Source organism: Leucothrix mucor DSM 2157, from assembly GCF_000419525.1.
GTDB classification, from domain to species: Bacteria; Pseudomonadota; Gammaproteobacteria; order Thiotrichales; family Thiotrichaceae; genus Leucothrix; species Leucothrix mucor.
This window is the reverse complement of the sequence record NZ_ATTE01000001.1, coordinates 2,872,501-2,896,127: the sequence shown is the minus strand read 5'-3', so window position 1 is coordinate 2,896,127 and position 23,627 is coordinate 2,872,501. Positions and strand designations below refer to the sequence as shown.

At 47.5% G+C, this 23,627-nt stretch carries 18 protein-coding genes (1 of these 18 running past the window's edge); 17 read left to right on the top strand and 1 reads right to left on the bottom strand.

The window, feature by feature from the left end; genetic code table 11:
* From LEUMU_RS25990 to cobC, 6 genes are all read left to right on the top strand, one after another.
* Positions 1–324 (top strand): DUF4190 domain-containing protein, encoded by a 324-nt coding sequence (locus tag LEUMU_RS25990; RefSeq protein ID WP_022952734.1) that lies wholly within the window; start codon positions 1–3, stop codon positions 322–324.
* 311 nt (positions 325–635) lie between these two features.
* Positions 636–1,643 (top strand): hypothetical protein, encoded by a 1,008-nt coding sequence (locus LEUMU_RS0113075; protein WP_022952733.1) that lies wholly within the window; start codon positions 636–638, stop codon positions 1,641–1,643.
* A 263-nt stretch (positions 1,644–1,906) separates the two neighbouring features.
* The gene (gene carA / locus LEUMU_RS0113070) at positions 1,907–3,043 is read left to right on the top strand and encodes a glutamine-hydrolyzing carbamoyl-phosphate synthase small subunit (RefSeq protein ID WP_022952732.1); all 1,137 of its coding nucleotides are present in this window, start codon (positions 1,907–1,909) and stop codon (positions 3,041–3,043) included.
* A gap of 5 nt (positions 3,044–3,048) precedes the next feature.
* Positions 3,049–6,279, top strand: a complete 3,231-nt coding sequence (gene carB, locus LEUMU_RS0113065; RefSeq protein ID WP_022952731.1) for a carbamoyl-phosphate synthase large subunit — start codon at positions 3,049–3,051, stop codon at positions 6,277–6,279.
* Positions 6,276–6,755, top strand: a complete 480-nt coding sequence (greA, locus tag LEUMU_RS0113060; protein WP_022952730.1) for a transcription elongation factor GreA — start codon at positions 6,276–6,278, stop codon at positions 6,753–6,755. The genes carB and greA overlap by 4 nt, the downstream gene beginning before the upstream one ends.
* Positions 6,756–6,819: 64 nt before the next feature.
* Positions 6,820–7,416, top strand: coding sequence for an alpha-ribazole phosphatase (cobC, locus tag LEUMU_RS0113055; protein ID WP_026744746.1), 597 nt, complete (start codon positions 6,820–6,822; stop codon positions 7,414–7,416).
* On the opposite strand, the gene LEUMU_RS28080 is transcribed toward cobC, so the two are convergent.
* A complete protein-coding gene (locus LEUMU_RS28080) occupies positions 7,407–8,474 on the bottom strand; it encodes a glycosyltransferase family 4 protein (RefSeq protein ID WP_022952728.1) in 1,068 nt (355 codons plus the stop codon). The two genes, cobC and LEUMU_RS28080, sit on opposite strands and share 10 nt — an antisense overlap.
* A 226-nt stretch (positions 8,475–8,700) precedes the next feature.
* Here LEUMU_RS28080 and LEUMU_RS0113045 point away from each other — a divergent pair, with 226 nt between their 5' ends.
* From LEUMU_RS0113045 to LEUMU_RS28575, 11 genes are all read left to right on the top strand, one after another.
* Positions 8,701–9,723 carry a Fe(3+) ABC transporter substrate-binding protein gene (locus LEUMU_RS0113045; RefSeq protein ID WP_022952727.1) on the top strand — a complete coding sequence of 341 codons (1,023 nt, stop codon included), beginning with the start codon at positions 8,701–8,703 and terminating at the stop codon, positions 9,721–9,723.
* Between the two features lie 75 nt (positions 9,724–9,798).
* Entirely contained in the window at positions 9,799–11,445 is a 1,647-nt protein-coding gene (locus LEUMU_RS0113040) for an ABC transporter permease subunit (RefSeq protein WP_022952726.1), read from the top strand.
* Positions 11,442–12,482: an ABC transporter ATP-binding protein gene (locus LEUMU_RS0113035; RefSeq protein WP_022952725.1), complete on the top strand. Its 1,041-nt coding sequence runs from the start codon at positions 11,442–11,444 to the stop codon at positions 12,480–12,482. The genes LEUMU_RS0113040 and LEUMU_RS0113035 overlap by 4 nt, the downstream gene beginning before the upstream one ends.
* A 118-nt stretch (positions 12,483–12,600) precedes the next feature.
* Positions 12,601–15,300 (top strand): DNA gyrase subunit A, encoded by a 2,700-nt coding sequence (gene gyrA, locus LEUMU_RS25980; protein ID WP_022952724.1) that lies wholly within the window; start codon positions 12,601–12,603, stop codon positions 15,298–15,300.
* Between the two features lie 27 nt (positions 15,301–15,327).
* Entirely contained in the window at positions 15,328–16,410 is a 1,083-nt protein-coding gene (gene serC, locus LEUMU_RS0113025; protein WP_022952723.1) for a 3-phosphoserine/phosphohydroxythreonine transaminase, read from the top strand.
* Positions 16,407–17,534, top strand: coding sequence for a prephenate dehydratase (gene pheA, locus LEUMU_RS0113020; RefSeq protein ID WP_022952722.1), 1,128 nt, complete (start codon positions 16,407–16,409; stop codon positions 17,532–17,534). Before serC ends, pheA begins: the two co-directional genes overlap by 4 nt.
* A 9-nt stretch (positions 17,535–17,543) precedes the next feature.
* Positions 17,544–18,410 carry a prephenate dehydrogenase gene (locus LEUMU_RS0113015; protein ID WP_026744742.1) on the top strand — a complete coding sequence of 289 codons (867 nt, stop codon included), beginning with the start codon at positions 17,544–17,546 and terminating at the stop codon, positions 18,408–18,410.
* A gap of 8 nt (positions 18,411–18,418) precedes the next feature.
* Positions 18,419–19,726, top strand: a complete 1,308-nt coding sequence (gene aroA / locus LEUMU_RS0113010; protein ID WP_026744741.1) for a 3-phosphoshikimate 1-carboxyvinyltransferase — start codon at positions 18,419–18,421, stop codon at positions 19,724–19,726.
* Between the two features lie 83 nt (positions 19,727–19,809).
* Positions 19,810–20,802, top strand: a complete 993-nt coding sequence (locus LEUMU_RS0113005; RefSeq protein ID WP_022952721.1) for a hypothetical protein — start codon at positions 19,810–19,812, stop codon at positions 20,800–20,802.
* An 81-nt stretch (positions 20,803–20,883) separates the two neighbouring features.
* Positions 20,884–22,077, top strand: a complete 1,194-nt coding sequence (locus LEUMU_RS0113000) for an amino acid aminotransferase (RefSeq protein WP_022952720.1) — start codon at positions 20,884–20,886, stop codon at positions 22,075–22,077.
* A gap of 264 nt (positions 22,078–22,341) precedes the next feature.
* Positions 22,342–23,627, top strand: the 5' portion of a protein-coding gene (locus LEUMU_RS28575) for a glycoside hydrolase family 9 protein (protein ID WP_211223027.1). It continues 1,153 nt past the right edge of the window; the window shows 1,286 of its 2,439 coding nt (coding positions 1–1,286); the start codon lies at positions 22,342–22,344; its stop codon lies off the right edge, out of view.

Below are 23,627 nucleotides of genomic sequence, written 5' to 3'. Positions count from 1 at the left end.
ATGTCAATGCCGGTTAGTATAGGTTTTCCAAGTGTGCGTATGTCGATAGCTGCATTATTTTGTGGTGTGTTATCGTTATTTTTAGGATTAGTGGCGGCGATTCCCGGCATTATTGTTGGGCACATTGCACGAGCCAGAATTAAAAATAATCCGTATCGTTTTGGTGGTTCTCGCTTGGCATTAGCGGGTTTGAGTATTAGCTATCTGGGCTTATTAATGAGTCTGGTATTTTTCACCTGCATGTTTATCTATCCCGAGTACCTGGAGTGGGTCGCGCATCACACTGGCCAGAGTTTAATTTTGGCGGAGAGTGTTCACTACTAACCGTTCGTCATGTGTTTCCACGCGTTCGATTTTATACAAAACCACCTATCTTCATTCGGGCTTTGAGTTCGGGTAGTTCGTCGGGAACCACCCGTGCTTCTGTCTTACTTTGATCTAATCTATTTCTCAACTTAATCCTTCTGCGCAACGTAGTGCTGTGTCTTCACTGCGTCTCAGGCTCTAGCGACGAGATAGATCAGATGTTAAAACGTAATATAAAAATTATCCTTATTGGTTTGTTAGTCCTTATTTTTTTTGGACTGATATATAGCTTCCTTAGTAGTAAGCCTGAGATTGTATCGGATACTTCAATGATGAGTGATGAGCCTGCGCCTCCAGTTCCAGCGATCACCCAGAGTGCATCCGATGAGTTGGTTGATATTAATCCGGTGATTTCTACTGAGAGTGTCTCGGAAGGGCTGAGCGAGACTCAATCTCCCGTAATAGTATTGGATGCCGCTGAGGTGTCGGGTGAAATCGCTGAGACTGCCAAGAGATTAGCCGTTGAAGTTGAGGTCTCTGAGCCAGAGTCTATTTCAAGTGATATTGCTGAAGTGCTGGCCGAAGTGGAAGAGGCTGTGTCTACGGAAGATCAATTAGATCAGGATGAGTCTGCGCAGGAAGTGCTAGCTCAACCTGAAGCCCAAGAAGCAATGCCTGATCAACAAGTAGCCTCTGAGAATGAGCAACCATCTGTAGAGATTGCAGAAGAAGGTAGTGAGCTTGCTTCAGTTGAGAGTGGTTTTGATACTTCGGAAGAAGAGCAGGGCACTGAGCCAATGCTTGCTGTTGATTCCGATGTGGATGTCCTGCCAGAGCAAACGGGCTTTTTGGATTTGAATCTGACAGAAACAACCTCTATCGATTTGAAGCTGATTGAAGGGGATGATTTGATTCTGGATGATATCAACGAAGATTTAACTAAGTATCAGACTGTCGTTGCTTCGGTGGCAGCAGATCCGGAATTAGTGCCGGAAACCTTGGAGTCTGTAGAGGTTGAGTTGAATTCTGCTACAGGGGATACTGCTGAGATCGAGGTTGCAGAAACTTCAGTGTTAGTCAGTGGTGAGACACCAGAGCCCGCAGTCATTAGTATTCCTGACCCGGATGATGAATTAATGAATGGTGTAGGTGAGCTGAGTGAGCAATATCGGGAAACCTACGCAAAGCTGCAATTGGTGACTAGTAAACTAAGTCGGGCAGATGAGAAAAACAAAGCACTTAAAGACCGCTTTGTTGAGGCGGCGAGCCAAAATCGCGAGATGGATGAAAAAATTAATCTAATTAATCAAAAGATTATCGAATTAACAACAAAATAATGATTCAGCGTAGGTTTATAATCGCCATGTTTTTTAGTCGTTTCAGCATAGATCTTGCTCCGTGTTTCTAGTAGAATAACGGAGGTTTACGCTGACACAAAGACGGGATGGGTTTTCAATAATGAATACCCATCCCGTTTCGTATGTGAAACATACAGGTATCGGGTATTGTTCCCTGCGCCAGGCTGCCAGAAGGTTTTCTGCCGAGGCGTCCAACAGCCGTTAACAACCAAACTCTTGAACAGTCTACTGTGGAGGCAACGTTGAAAAAACGTGCACTATTAGTCTTGGAAGATGGAAGTGTCTTTCAGGGTGAATCAATCGGAATTAATGGAACTAGCGTCGGCGAAGTTGTCTTCAACACGGCAATGAGTGGTTATCAGGAAATCCTGACAGACCCATCCTACGCTCAGCAAATGGTTACCTTAACTTGCCCACACATCGGTAATGTCGGTGTGAATGAGGAAGATGAGGAATGTGACACGATCTTTGCAACAGGCTTAATTGTCAAAGACGTGCCTCGTTTGTACAGCAGCTGGCGTGGAAAAGAAAGTCTGCCAGACTATCTGGTCCGTAAAGGCATTGTTGCTATCGCTGATATCGATACTCGACGTCTGACCCGCATTTTGCGTGAGAAGGGTGCGCAGCGTGGTTGTATCGTTGCAGGTGATGACCTGAATGAAGCAATCGCACTAGAAGCGACTAAAGCATTCCCCGGCCTTAAGGGCTTAGATCTGGCAAAAGAAGTCAGCACTGCGACAACGTATTCGTGGAATGAAGGCAGCTGGCAGCTAAAGCCGGGCGCTCAATTGACACTGGATGCGGATAAAGCTCGTTTTAAAGTCGTTGCTTATGACTTCGGGGTGAAGCGCAATATCTTACGCATGTTGGTTGACCGCGGTTGTGATGTCACGGTTGTACCCGCTAAAACACCTGCTGCTGATGTGCTAGCCATGAATCCAGACGGCGTTTTCTTGTCGAATGGGCCTGGTGACCCAGAGCCTTGTGATTATGCAATTGAAGCAATCACGGAGATTTTGGCGAAAAAGATTCCTACCTTTGGTATTTGTTTAGGCCATCAGTTATTGGGCTTAGCCAGTGGCGCAAAGACGGTCAAAATGAAATTTGGTCATCACGGTGCTAACCATCCGGTTCAGGATCTGGAAACCTCAAAGGTTATGATTACCAGCCAGAACCACGGTTTTGCGGTAGATGAAGACACTTTGCCGGATACACTGCGACCCACTTACCGTTCATTATTTGACGGAAGTTTGCAAGGTATCGAGCGTACGGATTGTCCGGCATTTAGTTTTCAGGGCCACCCTGAAGCAAGCCCAGGGCCACACGATATCGCACCCGTGTTTGACAAGTTTATTGTACTGATGGAAGGGCAAGGTTAATTCTCATGGCTAAACGTACAGACATAAAAAGTATTTTAATTGTTGGTGCTGGCCCGATCGTTATCGGTCAGGCTTGTGAGTTTGACTATTCCGGTGCTCAGGCTTGTAAAGCACTTCGCGAAGAAGGTTACCGCGTGATTCTGGTTAACTCGAATCCTGCGACGATTATGACGGATCCTGAAATGGCCGATGCCATTTACATCGAGCCGATTCAGTGGGAAACCGTTGCTAACATCATCGAAAAAGAGCGTCCTGATGCGCTGCTACCAACCATGGGTGGTCAGACTGCACTGAACTGTGCGTTGGATCTTGATCGCGAAGGTGTGTTGGAAAAATATGGCGTCGAGATGATTGGTGCCAAGAAAGAAGCCATTGATATGGCTGAAGACCGTTCCAAATTCCGTCAGGCAATGGATGAGATTGGATTAGAGTCAGCACGTTCCGGTGTTGCTCACTCTATCGAAGAAGCACGTGAAATCCAAAAGGGCTTAGGCTTCCCAACGATTATTCGTCCGTCATTCACCATGGGTGGTTCCGGTGGTGGTATCGCGTACAACCGCGAAGAATTTGAAGATATTGCTGCACGCGGTTTGGATATGTCGCCAACCACTGAGATTTTGCTGGAAGAGTCTCTGTTAGGTTGGAAAGAATATGAGATGGAAGTGGTGCGTGATACTGCAGATAACTGCATTATCATCTGCTCCATCGAAAACTTAGATCCAATGGGTATTCATACCGGTGACTCGATCACTGTAGCGCCAGCTCAAACGCTGACGGATAAAGAATACCAGATCATGCGTAATGCCTCCGTTGATGTGCTGCGTAAAATCGGCGTGGATACTGGTGGGTCTAACGTACAGTTCTCGGTAAACCCAGCCGATGGCCGCTTGGTGGTTATCGAAATGAATCCGCGGGTATCACGTTCTTCTGCATTGGCGTCGAAAGCAACCGGTTTCCCGATTGCAAAAATCGCGGCTAAGCTGGCGGTTGGTTACACGCTGGATGAGCTTCGCAATGAAATTACAGGTGGCGCAACGCCGGCTTCATTTGAGCCGACGATTGACTACGTTGTAACTAAGATTCCAAGATTCACGTTCGAAAAATTCCCGAAAGCAGATCACCGTTTGACGACACAGATGAAGTCTGTGGGCGAAGTTATGGCGATTGGCCGTACTTTCCAAGAGTCATTCCAGAAAGCCTTGCGCGGTTTGGAGACGGGTATTGATGGCTTGGATGAGCGTCTTGATCTGACGGCTGAAGATCCTAAAGATGAGCTACGTCGCGAGTTAACTGAAGCAGGTCCTGAGCGCATTTTGTATGTGGCTGATGGTTTCCGCTTTGGTATGACGGCTGAAGAGCTATTCGAGCAGACGTCTATCGACCCTTGGTTCCTGGATCAAATTCAGGAATTAGTTGAGATGGAGCAGGCGCTCGCTGGTAAATTCATTAATGATTTGAATGCGCCTGAAATGTTTGAGCTAAAGCGTAAAGGCTTCTCTGATCGTCGTTTGGCAAAATTGCTGAATGTGAGCGAGAAAGTGATGAGCAAGCACCGTCGTGATTTGGGTGTTCGCCCAATTTACAAGCGTGTTGATACCTGTGCAGCTGAGTTCTCAACGGACACGGCTTACATGTACTCTAGCTATGATGAAGAGTGTGAATCTGCACCGAGCAATCGTGAAAAAATCATGGTATTGGGTGGTGGTCCAAACCGTATCGGTCAAGGTATCGAGTTTGACTATTGCTGTGTGCATGCCGCACTGGCAATGCGCGATGATGGTTATGAAACAATCATGGTTAACTGTAACCCTGAGACGGTTTCAACTGACTATGATACCTCTGATCGCTTGTACTTCGAGCCATTAACATTAGAAGATGTCATGGAAATCGTTGATCTGGAAAAGCCAAAGGGCGTTATTGTCCAGTACGGCGGCCAGACTCCGTTGAAGTTGGCAGAAGCATTAGAAGCCAGTGGCACGCCAATTATTGGCACTAGCCCTGATTCTATTGACTTGGCGGAAGATCGTGAACGCTTCCAGCAGATGATTGAGCGTTTGGATCTGAAGCAACCACCAAACCGTACTGCGCGTAACGTAGAGCAGGGTGTGCGTTTGGCCGCTGAGATTGGTTATCCATTAGTGGTGCGCCCATCTTATGTATTGGGTGGGCGTGCGATGGAGATTGTCTACAATGAAGATGATTTGCGTCACTACATGCTTAATGCGGTTAAAGTTTCTAATGACTCTCCAGTATTGCTGGATCGCTTCTTAGATGACGCGATTGAAGTGGATGTTGATGCAATCTGTGACGGCGAAAATGTGCTGATCGGCGGCATCATGCAGCATATCGAGCAGGCTGGTGTTCACTCCGGCGACTCTGCGTGTTCTTTGCCTCCATATTCTTTGAGCGAAGAGATGCAAGATCGCATGCGTGATCAGTGCGTGAAAATGGCTAAAGCTCTGGGCGTTATCGGTCTGATGAATACTCAGTTCGCGGTTAAAGGCGACGATATTTACGTGCTGGAAGTGAATCCACGTGCATCAAGAACAGTTCCGTTTGTATCTAAAGCAATTGGTCGTCCATTGGCTAAGATCGCTGCACGTTGCATGGCGGGTGTATCACTGAAAGAGCAGGGTATTTTGGATGAGGTTATTCCAAACTATTATTCTGTTAAAGAAGCAGTATTCCCGTTCATCAAGTTCCCTGGTGTTGATCCGATTCTTGGCCCTGAGATGAAGTCGACGGGTGAAGTTATGGGTGTTGGTATGAGTTTTGCCGAAGCTTTCGGAAAATCTCAGCGTGGTGCAAGTATTGACCTGCCAGACACCGGCGGTAAAGCCTTTATCAGTGTGCGTGAAGCTGACCGTAAGTATATTCTGGATATTGCCAAGCGTTTAATCGATCTGAATTTCAGTTTGGTTGCGACTCGCGGTACCGCTCGTTTGTTGACGGATGCTGGTCTTCAGTGCGACAGTGTGAATAAGGTGCGCGAAGGTCGCCCACATATTGTTGATATGATCAAGAATGATGAAGTAAACTTGATCGTTAACACTACTGATGGCAAAAAAGCGATCAACGATTCCTACGAGATACGTCGTGAAGCATTGCAGGGCAAAGTGACTTACACCACGACCATTACAGGTGCGTGGGCGCTGTGCGAAGCGATGGCATTTAAGGATAAAGAGCAGGTGTATAGCTTGCAGGACCTACATCAAGGATTAAATAAGGCATCATGAACAGAGCTCCAATAACCGCTAAAGGCGCAGAACTACTTAAAACTGAATTGCAGCGTTTGAAGACTATCGAGCGCCCGCGCATTATTCAGGCGATCTCCGATGCTCGAGAGCATGGCGATCTTAAAGAAAATGCGGAATACCATGCTGCTCGTGAGCAGCAGAGTTTCACTGAAGGGCGCATCCAAGAGCTAGAGTCTGTATTGTCTTCTGGCCAGATTATTGATGTGGCTTCGCTGAATGCTCAGGGTAAAGTGGTATTTGGGGCAAAGGTTGAACTAGAAGATCTGGAAAGCGGCGATATCGTGATCTATCAGATTGTGGGAGATATTGAGGCGGACATTAAGCTAAATAAAATTGCCGTCTCTTCTCCTATTGCTCGTGCATTAATTGGTCGTGAAGAGGGTGATGTTGCAGTTGTAAAAGCCCCTAATGGCCTGCGTGAGTATGAGATCCTTTCGGCCACTTATACTGACTGACTAGCTCAGTTGACCGGTAATCACAAGGATGGACGCGCCATTGGCGCGTCCAAAGAATTATAATATGTCCGAAACAACAATAATTAATCTACTTCGCCATGGTGAAGTAGAGTTAGGCAATGTATTTTGCGGAAGCACCGATGCGACCTTGAGCGACCTCGGTTGGGCGCAAATGCAGAAGTCATTAGAGGATGAGGAAAGCTGGAACAGAATTATCACTTCACCATTACAGCGTTGCTTTGAGTTTGCTGAGTCGCTAGCGTCTCAGGAAGAAGTCGAGCTGTTGGTTAACCCTGAGTTTAAAGAGATGGATTTTGGCGCTTGGGAAGGCCGTAGTCCTAAAATTATTCAGGAAGAAGATGGTCAATTGCTGAGTGAGTGGTGGAAGTCACCGACTCGTGTTGTACCACCAGAAGGTGAAGCATTCCTGGATTTTCGTAGCCGTGTGTTAAAAGCATTCCATGAAATGGCTAAGAAATACGAAGGTGAGAATCTGTTGCTGATCACTCATGCCGGTGTTATTCGGGTGATTATGATGCATATTCTTGGCATGCAGGATGAAAATTTATTCCGCCTGAATGTTGATTACGCCAGTATGACAAAGATTCGTATCTATCACGATGAAACCGGAGAGTGGGGAACCCTAATCTCTCACGGCTGATTGGTTTTAGACAGCTTTACCCACTCATTGCAGATGTTTTCAACGGATAAATGAGTAACCGAGTCCTGCGCATTGTCGCTAAGCGTTTTGCGTAGGGCCTCATTAAAATACAATCGATCGATCGACTCGGTCAGTAGCTGCTTGTTATCCATCTCAATCAACAAGCCATTTACTTCATTCTGAATAATTTCACGTGGCCCGGTTGGGCAGTCAGTCGCAATGACTGGACACTTCAGGGTTAACGCTTCGATCATCACCATTGGAAAGCCTTCCGCACGACTTGATAAAGCCATGAACTCAGCATTTTTCATATAACGAAACGGATTTTTCAGGCGGCCTGGTAGATGTACTTTATCCTGCATGCCCAAGCGATTAATCTGAGTTTGCAATTCTTCTCTTAGCTTGCCATCACCTAAAATAATCAAGTCACAACTTTCTTGTGCTTTTGACTCGGCAAAGGCATCAATCATCAGATCAAAGTGTTTTTGGTAAGTCAGACGGCCGACGGCGACAATGAACTTGCGTGGGTGTTCAAAGGGAGCACTACCGAGTTCAATTACTTCTTCAAAGGGTACTGGGTTGTATATGCGAGCGACATTTTTCAGATTGAGCTGCTGCCTCAGTGTGCTGGCGATATCATCCGAAACAGGTGCCACCCATCTTGCTCGTGGGTAAGTGTGGCGGACCAAGGCGCGCTCAATTTTATTTAGAAAGTTGAAGTCGATATGCAGTGAGGCAATCGTTTTGCGTGAAGCCAATATTGACGGGTAATTAGCTGATTCCATAAAACCAAAAATATGGTCAAAATTCTGGTCATCAAAGAGTTTGCGCAATTTATAGGCCCGTTTAAGCAGGTTGTAGCTTTTACCCGGAATCGATGGCTTTTCAGGGCAGTTGAGATCAACCAGCTTGCCGCCGAATTCATAATCAATATTCCTACTATCAAACACAACAATGGTGACATCGTATTGCTTGGCAAAGCCTTGTGACAGGGTTGCAGCAACGCGTTCTCCGCCACCTGAGCTTAGCGAGTTGATAATCAGGGCGATCTTTTCCATGGCAATAGTGGCCTTTATTATTAGCTTTGTGCGGTTATACGAGCGTTAGGTGTTTCGTGATTTGATTTTTCATCGCTCAGTTGTTTGACCAGTTTAAGTGAAGAGTGAAATGACTGCATCTTTTAACGGATAAATGAATATATCTGGCGGATAGGATGATAAAGATATTGAGAATCATTTCTATTTGCATTAGCATTTCTGTTTTCAAATTAATGGATGTTCGAAAATGAAATTTCTAAGTATCGCCGTGCTAGCTGGTCTTTTTTCACTGGTCGGTGCTGTGGAAGCAGCTGAGTCGGATGAAGTTAATCTCTACTCTGCACGCAAAGAGCAACTGATCAAGTCACTGCTGGACAAGTTTACTGAAGAGTCGGGTATTAAGGTTAATTTGGTTACCGGTGGTGCTGATGCACTGCTGAAGCGTTTACAGTCTGAAGGCAAAAACACTCCAGCTGATTTGTTGATTACAACGGATGCCGGTCGTTTACACCGCGCTAAAGAAGTGGGGGTTATTCAGGCAGTTGAATCCGAAGCACTAAAAACGGCAATTCCAGAGCATCTACGTGATCCTGAGTCCTACTGGTTTGGATTGTCTCAGCGCGCGCGTCCTATCTTTTATGTAAAAGGTAAGGTTGATCCAAAAGAGTTATCAACTTACGAAGCATTGACTGATGCGCAGTGGAAAGGCCGTATCTGTATCCGCTCTTCCTCTAATATCTATAACCAGTCTTTGGTTGCATCATTGCTGGAAGCGCATGATGAAGAAACGGTTGAGAAGTGGGCCAAAGGTTTGGTTGCAAACTTTGCGCAGCCACCAAAAGGCGGCGACCGTGATCAAATCAAAGCGGCAGCAGCAGGTATCTGTGATATTGCGATTGCCAATACCTATTACTTTGGTGGCATGTTAACCAGCGGTGATCAGGATCAGATTGATGCAGCGAATAAAATGGCAATCTTCTGGCCTAACCAAGATGACCGTGGTACTCACGTGAATGTTAGCGGTATCGCCATGACTAAAGCAGCGCCAAATGCTGAAAATGCTAAGAAGCTGATGGAGTTCTTGGTGAGCCCTGAGTCACAAGCATGGTACGCTGAAGTGAACAGCGAGTTCCCAGTTCTGGAAGGCGCTAAGCAAAGTGATATCCTGAAATCATGGGGTGAATTCAAATCAGACACATTGAATCTGGCAAAATTAGGTGAAAACAATGCTGACGCGGTAAGATTAATGGATCGCGCCGGCTGGAAGTAATTTTTCCTGCTGTACTGATTAATTGACCCTCCGGATCGCTTCGGAGGGTTTTTGTTTTTAAGTAGGATAGCTGAATTGTTAGCACTGGTAAAAAATGCCCGATCCTGGTGGGTGGTACTGATCGCACTAATTGTGTCGCTGCCGGTTCTGGTGGTGACGAGTTTTTTGCTGCAGCCGTTTAATGAAAACTGGCAACATCTGGTCGATAATCTCTTATTTGATTATGTTGCGAACTCCCTGTGGCTCATGCTGGGAGTGAGTGTCGGTGTGCTCAGTATGGGGGTGATAACCGCTTGGTTGACCTCGATTTGTGAATTCCCCGGGCGTCGATTGCTATCATGGATGCTGCTGCTGCCTCTGGCCATCCCGGCCTATATTGTTGCTTATACCTATACTGGGGTTCTAGATTTTGCAGGTCCTGTGCAAAGTCAGTTGCGTGATTGGTTCGGTTGGAGCTATGGGGACTATTGGTTTCCTGAAGTGCGCTCACTGCCGGGTGCCATCGCCATGCTATCTCTGGTTTTATATCCCTACGTTTATATGATGGCGCGCGCTGCATTTTTAGAGCAGTCCGTTGCCGTGCTTGAAGCCAGTCGTACTTTAGGGAATTCTCCGTTACAAGGCTTTTACCGAGTAGCAATGCCCCTGGCACGTCCTGCCATTATCACTGGCCTTTCATTGGCTTTGATGGAGACCTTAGCCGATTACGGCACCGTTCAATATTTTGGATTAAACACCTTTACCACCGGTATTTTCCGTACTTGGTATGGAATGGATGATAGTGCCACTGCCGCTCAGTTATCGGGAATGCTGCTTGGCTTTGTCGTGATGCTGATTTTGCTGGAGCGCTATTCGCGGCGTAAAGCGCGCTTCCATCATACTTCCAGTAAAGATGTGCGGCCTCGTCGCTACCAGCTGCGTGGCTGGATGGCGTTTTGGGCAACGCTATCTTGCGTATTGCCATTGATCTTTGGTTTTATTATTCCGGCAGCGCAATTATTGTATTGGACGATTGCCACCTCTCAATATTCGCTAACGCCCGAGTTTTTCCACCTGACAATTAATAGCTTAGGGCTGGCAGCTACTGCTGCATTGGTTGCGGTATGTTTGGCGCTACTGCTTAGTTATGCCAAGCGCACTATGAAAACGCCATTGGTGACTGTGAGTGTCGTGTTCGCGTCAATGGGTTATGCCGTTCCCGGCACCATTATTGCCGTGGGTATTTTATTACCGCTGGCTTGGTTTGATAATACGCTGGATCAGTGGCTGCGGGATAATTTTGATTATTCTAGTGGTTTGCTGTTATCCGGCACCTTATTTGCTTTGATCTTCGCATATACCGTACGCTTTTTATCCGTCTCTGTGCAGGCGGTGGATGCAGGGCTTAGCAAGGTTAAGCCTTCGATGGATGAGGCGGGTCGCAGTTTGGGTTTGTCATCCTTCGGCGTATTGCGCTATATCCATTTGCCATTGATGAAAGGCACCGTGCTCACCGCATTACTGTTGGTTTTTGTGGATGTACTGAAAGAGCTGCCGGCCACTTTAATTCTACGTCCCTTTAATTTTAATACCTTGGCACTGCGGGCGTATGAAATGGCTTCCGACGAGCGATTGGCGGATGCCGGCGCGCCATCCCTAATGATTGTATTGGCAGGTATATTGCCTGTTATTTTATTGAGCCGCGCAATTGCCCACGCAAACCCATCAGGAGAGACAAAGTGAGTGAACTGATACTGGAAGATGTCAGCTTAAGTTACGATGGTAAGCAGGTACTGGAAAGTATCTCGCTGCAAGTCGAAGATGGGAAGATTGCCTGTTTGCTTGGCCCTAGTGGTTGCGGCAAGACGACTTTGTTGCGCTCGATTGCAGGCTTTGAGCCGCTTCAGCATGGTGTGATTAAAGCCGGTAACCGCGTGCTGAGTACGCCAGAGCAGAGTGTTGCGACTGAACTGCGTGAAATCGGCATGGTGTTTCAGGATTTTGCCTTATTCCCACACTTGAGTATTGCCCGCAATATTTGCTTCGGTATTCGGCAGTTAAGTGAGGCGGATCAGCGTTCACGCTTGGAGGCATTATTGGAGCTGGTTGGCTTGCAAGGCTTTGGTGAGCGTTACCCACATCAATTATCTGGTGGTCAGCAGCAGCGTGTGGCATTAGCGCGTGCAATGGCACCTAGGCCACGTTTGTTGTTATTGGATGAGCCCTTTTCCAGTATGGATGTGGAGTTACGCGGGGTGTTGGCCAAAGAGATTCGTGAGATTCTAAAGCATGAGGGTATTACGACGGTAATGGTGACGCATGATCAGCATGAAGCCTTTAGTATGGCGGATCAGATTGGTGTGCTCAGTGGTGGTCAGTTGTTGCAATGGGGGAGTGCGCAAACCTTATATCATCATCCAAAGACGGCCTTTGTGGCACGTTTTATCGGGCGCAGCAATTTCTTAGAGGGCACGGTAAGCGATGATGGGGTAAAAACGGCGATTGGGACGGTCTCAGCGGCGTCTTTATCGGGTCACAAATCCGGCGATACCGTCAAGGTGTTAGTTCGCCCTGAGTACTTGCAGCTCGATCAGGAAAATGGTGTGCCTGCGACGCTGATTTCCAGAGATTTTAGAGGCGGCTATTACCTTTATACTTTGCGCTTACCTAGCGATGAAACCGTGCAAATGTTGCTCTCATCTTTAGCAGATCATGAGCTTGGAGAGTCGGTTGCAATCTCATTATCCACGGACCAACTAAGCCTGTTTGCAAACCCATAATCTATGCGCTGAGATAAGGTATTGAAATTGCCTTAAATGCCTTTCAAAACAATCCATCGTGTAACAATTCTGTTATACTTCCGTCGACGTATTTTATGAAGTGTCGTAGACGATAATTATGGCTGAATTTGCAAAAGAAATTATTCCAATAAATTTAGAAGATGAGATGCGAAAATCCTATTTGGATTACGCAATGAGCGTTATCGTTGGGCGTGCTTTGCCTGATGTGCGTGATGGTCTCAAGCCTGTTCACCGTCGTGTTCTGTACGCGATGAGCGTGTTAAATAACGACTGGAACAAGCCATATAAAAAATCGGCCCGTGTGGTCGGTGACGTAATCGGTAAATATCACCCTCATGGTGATACCGCAGTCTATGACACCATGGTTCGGATGGCCCAGCCATTCTCCATGCGCTATATGCTGATCGATGGTCAAGGTAACTTTGGTTCGGTGGATGGTGACTCTCCGGCGGCCATGCGTTATACCGAAGTGCGTATGTCGCGCCTGGCGCACGATTTGCAAGCGGATCTGGATAAAGAGACGGTCGACTTTATTGAAAACTACGATGGTTCTGAATCTGAGCCCTCCGTATTCCCAACACGCTTACCTAATCTGCTGATCAACGGTTCTTCCGGTATTGCGGTAGGTATGGCAACGAATATCCCGCCGCACAACCTCACTGAAGTCATTAATGGCTGCTTGGCGTTGGTTAATAATCCTGAAATGGATATTAGCGACCTGATGGAGTTTATCCCCGGTCCTGATTTCCCAACAGCGGGTATCATCAACGGCTCACAAGGAATTCATCAGGCTTATCACACAGGGCGCGGCAGTATTCGCATCCGTGGTGTGGCTGACTTTGAACAGGATAAAAACGGTCGCGATAAGATTGTCGTAACCGAACTGCCATATCAAGTTAACAAAGCGCGTTTGATCGAAAAGATTGCCGAGCTGGTTAAAGATAAAAAGATCGAAGGTATTTCAGAGCTACGCGATGAGTCGGATAAAGACGGTATGCGGATGGTCGTTGACCTGAAGCGTGGCGAAGTTCCTGAAGTCGTTCTGAACAATCTCTACAAGCACACCCAGTTGCAAGCCAGTTTTGGTATCAATATGGTCGCGCTGATTGATGGCTTACCTAAGCTACTTAACCTTAAAGAAATTCTGGCGGCGTTTATTCGTCACCGCCGTGAAGTTGTCACGCGTCGTACGATTTACCTGTTAAGAAAAGCCCGCGAACGTGCGCATCTTTTAGAAGGTCTGGCGGTTGCATTAGGCAGTATTGATGAAGTTATCGCGACCATTAAGTCCTCCGCGACGCCTGCGGATGCGCGTATCGCATTATTGGCGAAGCCTTGGTCAGCTGAAATTGTGCTGGAAATGCTGTCACGCGGTAATTCTTCGGATGCCCGCCCGGAAGACCTGCACCCACGCTTTGGCTTAAAAGACGATGGCTACTGGCTATCCGACGCGCAAGTCTCTGCGATTCTGGAATTACGCTTACACCGCTTAACCGGTCTTGAAAAAGATAAGATTCTGGATGAGTACCGTGAGATTTTGGTCCGCATTATCGACTTCCTGGATATTCTGTCGAACCCTGAGCGTTTGCTTCAGGTTATACGTGAAGAGCTGGAAGAAATGCGTGAGCAATACGGTGATGTGCGCCGTACCCAAATCAATGCGATTGGCGAAAACCTCGGCATGGAAGATTTGGTACCCGATGAAGAAGTGGTGGTTACGCTATCTCATGCCGGCTATGTAAAAGCCCAAGCCTTGGATGTGTATCATGCGCAACGTCGTGGTGGTCGCGGTAAAGCGGCAACCAAGATGAAAGATGAAGACTTTATCGAGAAGTTATTCGTTGCCAGCACTCACGATACGATTCTGTGTTTCTCTAGCCGTGGAAAGCTCTACTGGCTGAAGGTGTATCAATTGCCAATGGCTAGCCGCAACTCGCGTGGCTTGCCGATGATTAATTTGCTGCCACTAGAAGAGGGCGAACAGATTCAGGCGGTATTGCCTATTCGTGAATATGAAGATAATCGATTTATCTTTATGGCCACTGAAAACGGTACCGTTAAGAAAACCGATTTGAAGGCATTCTCTAATCAGCGTGCAGCCGGAATTATTGCTATCGACTTGCGTGATGACAATCAACTGGTTGATGTTGCCATTACAGATGGCAACAGTGATGTGATGATGTTTACCAGCAATGGTAAAGCGATTCGCTTCAATGAAAATGACGTGCGTGGCATGGGCAGAACGGCTGCTGGTGTACGTGGTATTAAGCTGGAAGAGGGCGCGAAGGTTAATGCGCTGCTGATTCTTAGTGAAGGCCGCTTATTGATGGCAACAGAATACGGCTTTGGTAAGCGTACTGAAGTTGATCAGTTCTCTGTTCAAAAGCGTGGTGGTATGGGTGTTATTGCAATCCAGACTTCTGAGCGTAATGGTCAGGCGATTGGCGCGGTTCAAGTTACTGACGATGATGAGATCATGTTGATTTCTGATGGTGGTACTTTGGTGCGTACAGCGGTTGATAATGTATCGATCACTGGTCGTAACACACAGGGTGTGACGCTGATTAAGCTGAGCAAAGGTGAGCGTTTAACACAGGTTGAGCGAATTGCCCGCATGGCTGGCGAAGAAGAGGACGCTGAAGAAGGCGAACTTTCTGAGTCCGGTGAGCTAGTGGTTGACGCCGATGTAGCCGATACTCCAGAGGCAAGCGATACGCCAACAGCGAACGAAGCAGATAGTCAAAGTGATGCAGGCGATAGTGCCGCTGCAGGCACTGACGACACTGGTGACGAGTAGGTTTAGACAAATCAAACAGGATGGTTTATGAGCCGCTGTTATAACTTTAGTGCGGGTCCGGCAGTATTGCCGGAAGCCGTACTGGAACAGGCCCGTGAGGAAATGCTGGATTGGCATGGCACGGGCATGTCTGTGATGGAAATGAGCCATCGCGGTAAAGACTATATTGGTATTGCCGAGAAAGCGGAGGCAGATCTTCGTGAACTGCTGAAGATTCCGGCGAACTATAAAGTCCTGTTCATGCAGGGTGGCGCGACTAGCCAGTTTGCAATGGTGCCAATGAATTTATTGCCGCTCGGTGGCTCTGCCGATTATATCGACACCGGTATTTGGGCTGAGAAAGCAATTAACGAAGCCCGTATTTTGGGTGATGTTCGTGTTGCTGCCAGCAGTGAAGCGCAGTCCTATATGCAAGTGCCTGATTTTTCAGATTGGCAATGCGATAAAAACGCGGCTTATCTGCATTACACCGCGAATGAAACCATCGCTGGTGTTGAGTTCCATCAAGTACCCGAAGCGAATGGCGTGCCATTGGTTTGTGATATGTCATCCAATATTCTGGCGCGTCCGGTGGATGTTAGTCAGTTTGGTTTGATTTATGCAGGTGCACAAAAGAACATCGGGCCCGCAGGCCTAACCATTGTCATTGTGCGCGATGATTTGATTGGTCACGCCCGACCTGCAACGCCGACCATGTTTGATTATGAGGTCTATGCCAAAAACGATTCGATGTACAACACGCCGCCGACTTACAGTTGGTATCTGGCGGGCTTGGTGTTTGAGTGGTTAAAGCAGCAGGGTGGTTTGGATGCGATGGCCGCATTAAACCAGCGCAAAGCCAGCAAGCTATACGACTTCATCGATCAATCTGATTACTACCGCAATGTGGTCGCTAAAGACAGTCGCTCATGGATGAATGTCACCTTCTTATTAGGTGATGCGGCACGTGAGCAGGCCTTTATGCAGGAAGCAGCCGCACATCAATTGGTGAATCTGAAAGGACATCGTTTGTTGGGTGGTATGCGCGCGAGTATTTATAATGCGATGCCCGAAGCTGGCGTCGATGCCCTGATTGCTTTCATGAAAGAGTTTGAGCGGACGAGTGTATGAGTGACGAGCTGAATCCGGAACAGGCTGCTATCGAGCAGGAAATCACCGAAAAATTAGGCGCGATTCGTGAGCGTATTGATTCGATCGATACGCAGATTTTAGATCTCTTAAGTGCGCGGGCTAACTGTGCTGAAGAAGTCGCGACCACGAAGCGTGAAGCCGGCGAACAGAATATTAAGTTTTACCGCCCAGAGCGTGAAGCACAAATTTTACGTCGTGTGAGTGAGACCAATAAAGGTCCACTACAAGATGAGCGCGTTACGGCTATTTTCCGTGAAATTATCTCATCCTGTCTGGCTTTAGAGCAGCAGATTAAGGTGGCCTATTTGGGTCCACCGGGTACTTTTACCGAGTCAGCCGCACAGAAGCATTTTGGCCAAGCGGTTGCGACCGTGCCATTTGCGCTGATTCCAGAAGTGTTCCGTGAAGTTGAAGCAGGTACCGCCGATTATGGTGTGGTGCCAATTGAAAACTCAACTGGCGGCATAATCTCCCATACCTTAGATCGCTTTGTTAATTCACCATTGAAAATTTGTGGCGAGATTCACTTGGCTATTCACCAGAATTTAATGAGTAAAAGCCGCAATATGAGCGGTATTACGCGCATTTATTCACATGAACAATCATTGATGCAGTGCCGCGATTGGTTGGATCGCAATTACCCTGATCTTGCAAGAATTGCCGTTGCTAGTAATGCAGAGGCCGCTCGATTGGCTGCGCAAGATAGCACTGCAGCAGCGATTGCTGGTGAAAACGCAGCTCGATTGTATGATTTGGGAATTGTATCGCCACACATTGAAGACTCACCCAATAACGTGACGCGCTTCTTAGTGATTGGTAAGGAAGAAGTGCCACCCAGTGGCAACGATCGTACGTCGATTCTGATTTCCACACATAACCGCTCGGGTGCTTTGTATCATCTATTAGAGCCACTAATGCGCCACGGTTTGGATATGACTCGCATTGAGTCACGACCAGCACCGGATACGCATTGGGATTACTTCTTCTTTATGGACTTAAACGGTCATATTGCGAGTGAGTCGATGCAGGCTGCCATGGCTGAGTTACAAGCTGAAGCGGAATACGTGCGTGTGCTTGGCTCTTACGCCAAAGCCATTCTGTAGGCGCAATCAATGATTAAGAAACTGGCTATATTTGGTGTTGGCTTAATTGGTGGTTCTTTGGCTCTGGCTTTAAAGCAGCAACACTATTGCGAGCAGATTGTTGGTTGCAGTCGCGATGAAGCCAATTTGAAACGCGCTTGTGAATTGGGCGTGGTTGATAGTTACACGCTGGACCCAGTTGAAGCCGTTAAAGGCGCAGACATGATATTGCTGGCCGTTCCGATGGGCGCAATGCGCTCTGTGCTGCTATCAATCAAAGGGCATACCGAACCTGGCGCTATCATTACCGATGCTGGCAGCTCCAAAGCCAGTGTTGTAGCTGCAGCACGTGAAGTGTTTGGTGAAATCCCACCGTGTTTTGTGCCTGCTCACCCGATTGCAGGTCGTGAGCAAAGTGGTGTGGAAGCAGCGATTCCTGACTTGTATGCAAAGCATAAGGTGATCGTGACGCCACTGCCTGAAACGGACCCCGAAGCTGAGCAAAGAGTCACACAAATGTGGCAAGCCAGCGGCGCTGCAGTTGAGAGTATGGATGTGTTAAAGCACGATAAAGTGCTGGCAGCCACAAGTCACTTACCCCATGTTCTAGCCTTTGCCTTAGTGGATACCTTGTCACACTCCAAAGCCTCGGATGCGATTTTTCATTACGCAGCTGGTGGTTTTCGTGACTTTACCCGCATTGCCTCCAGCGATCCGGTGATGTGGCGAGATATCTGTCTAGAAAATCGTGATGCCATTTTGGAGTCCATCGAGTATTTTCAGGAAAATTTACAACAACTGCGTGATCAAGTTGCAGGTGCCGACAGTGATGGCATTCTGGACGTATTTAGTCATGCAAAATCGGTACGTGATGCGTACATGAAGAATCAATCTTAGAGAGCCCTATGTCCCAAGTTACCTTTATTGCACAGCCCGGCGGCAGCCTGAGCGGAACCCTGCGTGTTGCGGGTGATAAATCTATGTCTCATCGTTCCATTATGTTGGGATCGATTGCTGACGGCACCACCGAAGTCAGTGGCTTCTTAAATGGCGAAGATTGCATGGCAACTCTGAAAGCCTTCCGCCAAATGGGTGTGGAAATCGAAGGGCCTGAAGCAGGGCGCGTCGTGATTAAAGGCGTCGGTATGCACGGCTTGAAGGCACCAACTGCTGCTTTAGATATGGGTAACTCCGGTACGGCAATGCGTTTGATGGCGGGTTTGTTGGCTGGGCAAGATTTTGAAGTGACCCTGTTTGGTGATGAGTCATTAAATGGCCGTCCAATGCGTCGTATCACGCAGCCTTTGTCAGAGATGGGCGCGGCTATTGAGACTGAAAGCGATGGTACGCCACCGCTAAAGATTCAACGCGGTAGCCAGTTAAAAGGTATCCACTACGATTTGCCCATGGCGAGCGCCCAAGTCAAGTCAGCAGTTTTACTGGCGGGTTTGTATGCCGATGGCGAAACCTCTGTCAGTGAGCCTGCAATTACGCGTGATCATACAGAGCGTATGTTGCGTGGCTTTGGTTACGATGTAAAAACTACTGGCAATCACATGAGTTTGCAAGGCGGCGGTAAATTGACCGCTTGCAGCATTGATGTACCAGCTGATATTTCATCCGCAGCATTCTTTATGGTAGGTGCTAGCATCGCTGAAGGTTCTGACCTGACGCTGGAGCACGTAGGGATCAATCCAACCCGTACCGGTGTTATCGATATTTTGCGCTTAATGGGTGCCAATATTGAAGTGCTAAACGAGCGCGAGGCTGGTGGTGAGCCAGTGGCTGATATTCGTATTCGCTCAGCTAAGCTGAAAGGGATCAATATTCCTGAAAATTTAGTCCCGTTAGCGATTGATGAGTTCCCAGTATTGTTTGTGGCTGCCGCTTGCGCAGAAGGTCAAACCATATTGACTGGCGCAGAAGAACTTCGAGTTAAGGAAAGTGACCGCATTCAGGTAATGGCTGATGGCTTGATTATTTGTGGTGTGGATGCGCAGCCGACGCCAGATGGTATCGTCATTAATGGCGGTACGATTGGTGGCGGCGAAGTAGAGAGTCATGGCGATCACCGTATTGCAATGGCATTTTCAATTGCTTCTTTGCGTGCAACAGCACCGCTGACAATCCGAAATTGTGCTAATGTTGATACTTCATTCCCTGGCTTTGTCACACTGGCATCCGGTGTTGGCTTGCAGGTAAGCGCAGAGTAAATGGTAAAAACACTCTGCGGATGAACTTTTCAGTCGCAGAGTGCTTCTAAAAAATTATGTTATCCCTGATCCGGCAATTATTCATGCTTGTCTGGCTGGCCGGATTTGTGCTCGGAGTGTTAAGTATTGCCGAGTATTGGGATTACGACTTTAAAGCGCCTGACATTGATAAGATGCTTGCCACTCAGGTCAGCACTCAGCAAATCAAAACTGAAATCGATACCGCGTTACGCGATGAGCAATTTGACGAAGCTCGCTCGCTACTCACCACCGCTCAACAGTTTAACCACCCGCTTGATTATCCCGCCTACCAGCAATATCTCATTCAGCACGACACCACTACCTCCAGACTTGTTCGTCAGGTCAGTGGCTTTGCCGATGGCTTTATTTCAGGAAAGGGGCAGGAAGCCTCCGGTGTGGCGGGTGCTCTAGTCGCTGATTTTACCGTTGTTGGGGATGTGCGTGATTTAAATGAGCAGTATGGGCGATATCAGCAAGGCTTACCGATTAATCAACTAGTCACATCCTTAGCGGGGGTTGGTGTTGGGTTGACCGCTGCGACCATTGGCTCGGCAGGCTTTGCAGCTCCGGTAAAAGCAGGCGCATCCACCTTAAAGCTGGCCACTAAAATGAATCGACTGACACGGGGCTTTCGTGATGAGTTGACACATATTGCCGGCCGAGTATTTAACTGGGATGCCTTTTTCACTCAGGTAAAGGGCGCAAGCTTGAGTTCGATTCCCCGAATTGCCAAACAAATGTATAACCCGCAAGCCGCTAATAGATTAAGTGCTATCGCAGGGCAAGCCAACGATATTCGCAAAAGCACTTCAGTAGCCGACAGTGTCAATTTGCTGAAATATGTTGATAACACGCAAGATTTAAGCCGACTGCATCGGGTCACTCAGCGCTATGGTGTACAGACGACCGGCATCTTCCGTTTACTGGGAAAAGGTGCGGTTCGAGGAGTGAAAATGTTACGTCTGACCATTGAGCTAATCCTCAGTGCTTTAGTGTCATTATTCTGTGCCTTAATGTTTGTTGCCAGCATTGGCGGCAAACGCAAAGCAAACTAATTTTCTGGGCGGAAATGCTGTATTCGCTAGCCCGAATTTACGTATACTTAGCCTTACGACTGACCATAAACAGAGTTCATTATGTTTGAGACACTAACTCCGCCAAAGCCCGATGCAATCCTTGCACAAATGGCTCCTTATAAAGACGATACCCGAGTTGATAAAATGAACCTCGGTATTGGTGTGTATATGAATGACCGTGGCGAAACGATTATTCTGGACTCAGTTAAGACGGCTGAAAAGCGTCTGTTGGATGAAGAAAAAACCAAGACGTATGTGGGCTTGGCGGGTGACTTAGGTTACAACCAGGCGATGAAGGCAATTGTGTTTGGTGAAGATGCGGTTTCAAATGACCGTATTAACGGTATTCAAGCGCCGGGTGGAAGTGGTGCGCTGCGCGTGCTGGCTGAGTTGATGGGGCGTATGCGTCCAAATGCTAGAGTGTGGTTAAGTGGCCCCACTTGGCCCAACCATTATGCATTGCTGAAAACCGGTCAGGTTGAAATTGGTGAATACCCTTATTTTGACCCTGAGACTTGCACAGTCAACTTTGAAGCGATGACGGCCAAGTTGCGGACTCTCGGTCCGGATGATGTGGTTGTGCTGCATGGCTGTTGTCATAACCCGACTGGAGCTAATTTAACCAATGCCCAGTGGGATGAAGTTGCGCAAATTGCTGCTGAGACTGGTTTCTTGCCATTTTTCGATATTGCTTACCAAGGCTTTGGCGATGGTTTGGAAGCGGATGCTTATGGCGTGCGCAAATTTGCAGATACGGTGAAAGAGATGTTGGTCGCCGTGTCTTGTTCCAAAAACTTTGGTATTTACCGCGATCGCGTTGGTTGTGCTTTTGCGATGGGCGCGGATGCGAAAACCACCAATGTTGCCTATGCGCATCTGCAAAATATTGGTCGTGGGATTTACTCAATGCCGCCAGATCACGGCGCTGCAGTAGTGCGGATCATTTGGGAAGATGCCGAGCTACGTCAACAATGGAAAAATGAGCTGGATGCCATGTGTGAGCGCATGCTAAGTCTACGCACTCAGTTAGCAGAAGGTTTCCGTAAGCAAAGTGGTGGCAATCGTTTTGATTTCATCGCAGAACATCGGGGCATGTTCTCATTGTTAGGGCTGACGCCAGAGCAAGTTGAACGTCTGAAGACGGAGTTTGGGATTTATATTATCGGTGACAGCCGTTTCAATATTGCCGGTATGCAAGAAGCTAATGTTGAGCGTTTTGTCCAAGCGGTATTAGCCGTTTCCAGCGACGCGTAATTTAGCCGTAACATGCTTATCTAGCCTGACAGGTCAATGTGTCGGGCTTTTTTATGCCTGAAATAAACCCTATCGGTGTTATTCAGCCAAGGATAGGGCTCCTATGATAGCCTGCTGAAAAGTATAACAACCAGACGTCACATTCTAATTTCAGGCTTATTCATGCATCGCACAAAATACTTAAATTTTCCCGCATTATTTCTTCAATTGATGCTTTTTAGTCTGCTAGTTCTTAGCAGTCACACCAGTGTAAAAGCCGAAGAGGTGAAAGCCGCAATTGTATTGAATCAGGTCGGTTACCACCCTGATTGGCCTAAGCGTGCAATGATCATTAATGAGCCCTCGATCGAGTTTGTAGCGCTGATAGAAAAATCAACAGGCGATCCGATTCAAATGATTACACCTGAGCCGGCGCAGTCCGGTGGCAAGGGAATACAAACTCAAATATTAGACTTCAGTAAAGTAACCGAGCCTGGTGAATATTATCTTGAAGGTGGTGATTTACGTTCCGTCAGCTTCAGTATTAGTAAGACAGCATTTGAGAATACGACTCGACTATTGTTACGTAGCTATTACTTACAGCGTTGCGGTGTGGAATTATTGGATGAAGAGACTGGATTGTCACATCAGGCCTGCCACTTAAGTGATGGTGTTTATGCACGTGATGATGAGGTCAATAAAGGTGGTGAGTTTCAAGATGCTGTCGGTGGTTGGCATGATGCCGGCGACTATGGAAAGTATCTGGCTCCCGCTTCGGTGACGGTCAATCGTTTACTGAGTTTGTACTTGAGAGCGCCACACCGTTATCCGGATGGCGCGTTAGGGATTCCGGAGTCTGGTAATAAAGTGTCAGACTTGTTGGATGAAGTTGCCTACGAACTGGATTGGATGATCAAAATGCAGCGTGCTGATGGTGCGGTTTATCGCAAATTGTCAGGGGCAAAGTGGCCAAGTGTTATATCGCCGGATGAAGATACGCAACCTCGTTATATCTATGGAGTTTCATCACCTGAAACTGGGAAATTTAGTGCCAGTATGGCATTGGCTGCCCGGGCATACCGAAAGCAAGATCCTGAGCGTGCTCATAGTTATTTGGTTGCAGCAGAGAAAGCATGGGATTGGTTGAAGTTTCAACCAGAGCAAAGTGTTGATTGGAAGAAAGAAGACGATACTGGCTCTGGGAGTTACCTGAGCTCCAAAACTGATACTGAAGCAAATTTGGAAACAGATACCGATGACCGAGTCACGGCTGCTGTCGAGTTGTATCTAACAACCGGAAAGGCAATTTACAGGGATTACATCCAGGCGTTTGAACCGGAGAAGGATTATTCACTGTATGAGTGGAAAGATGCTTCTTCATTGTCGTTGTGGCATTTGACGCATGAAGATAAAAGCCCTGAGTTACGAAGTATTCGAGCTGACGTTAGGCGCAAGTTGATGGCTCGTGCCGATGAGCTCTTGGTCCGCACTCAGCTTTCGGCGTTTAATCTGGCAAATGACCGGGTTATTTGGGGATCAAATAAAATGACTGCCGAGGAGGGGATAACGTT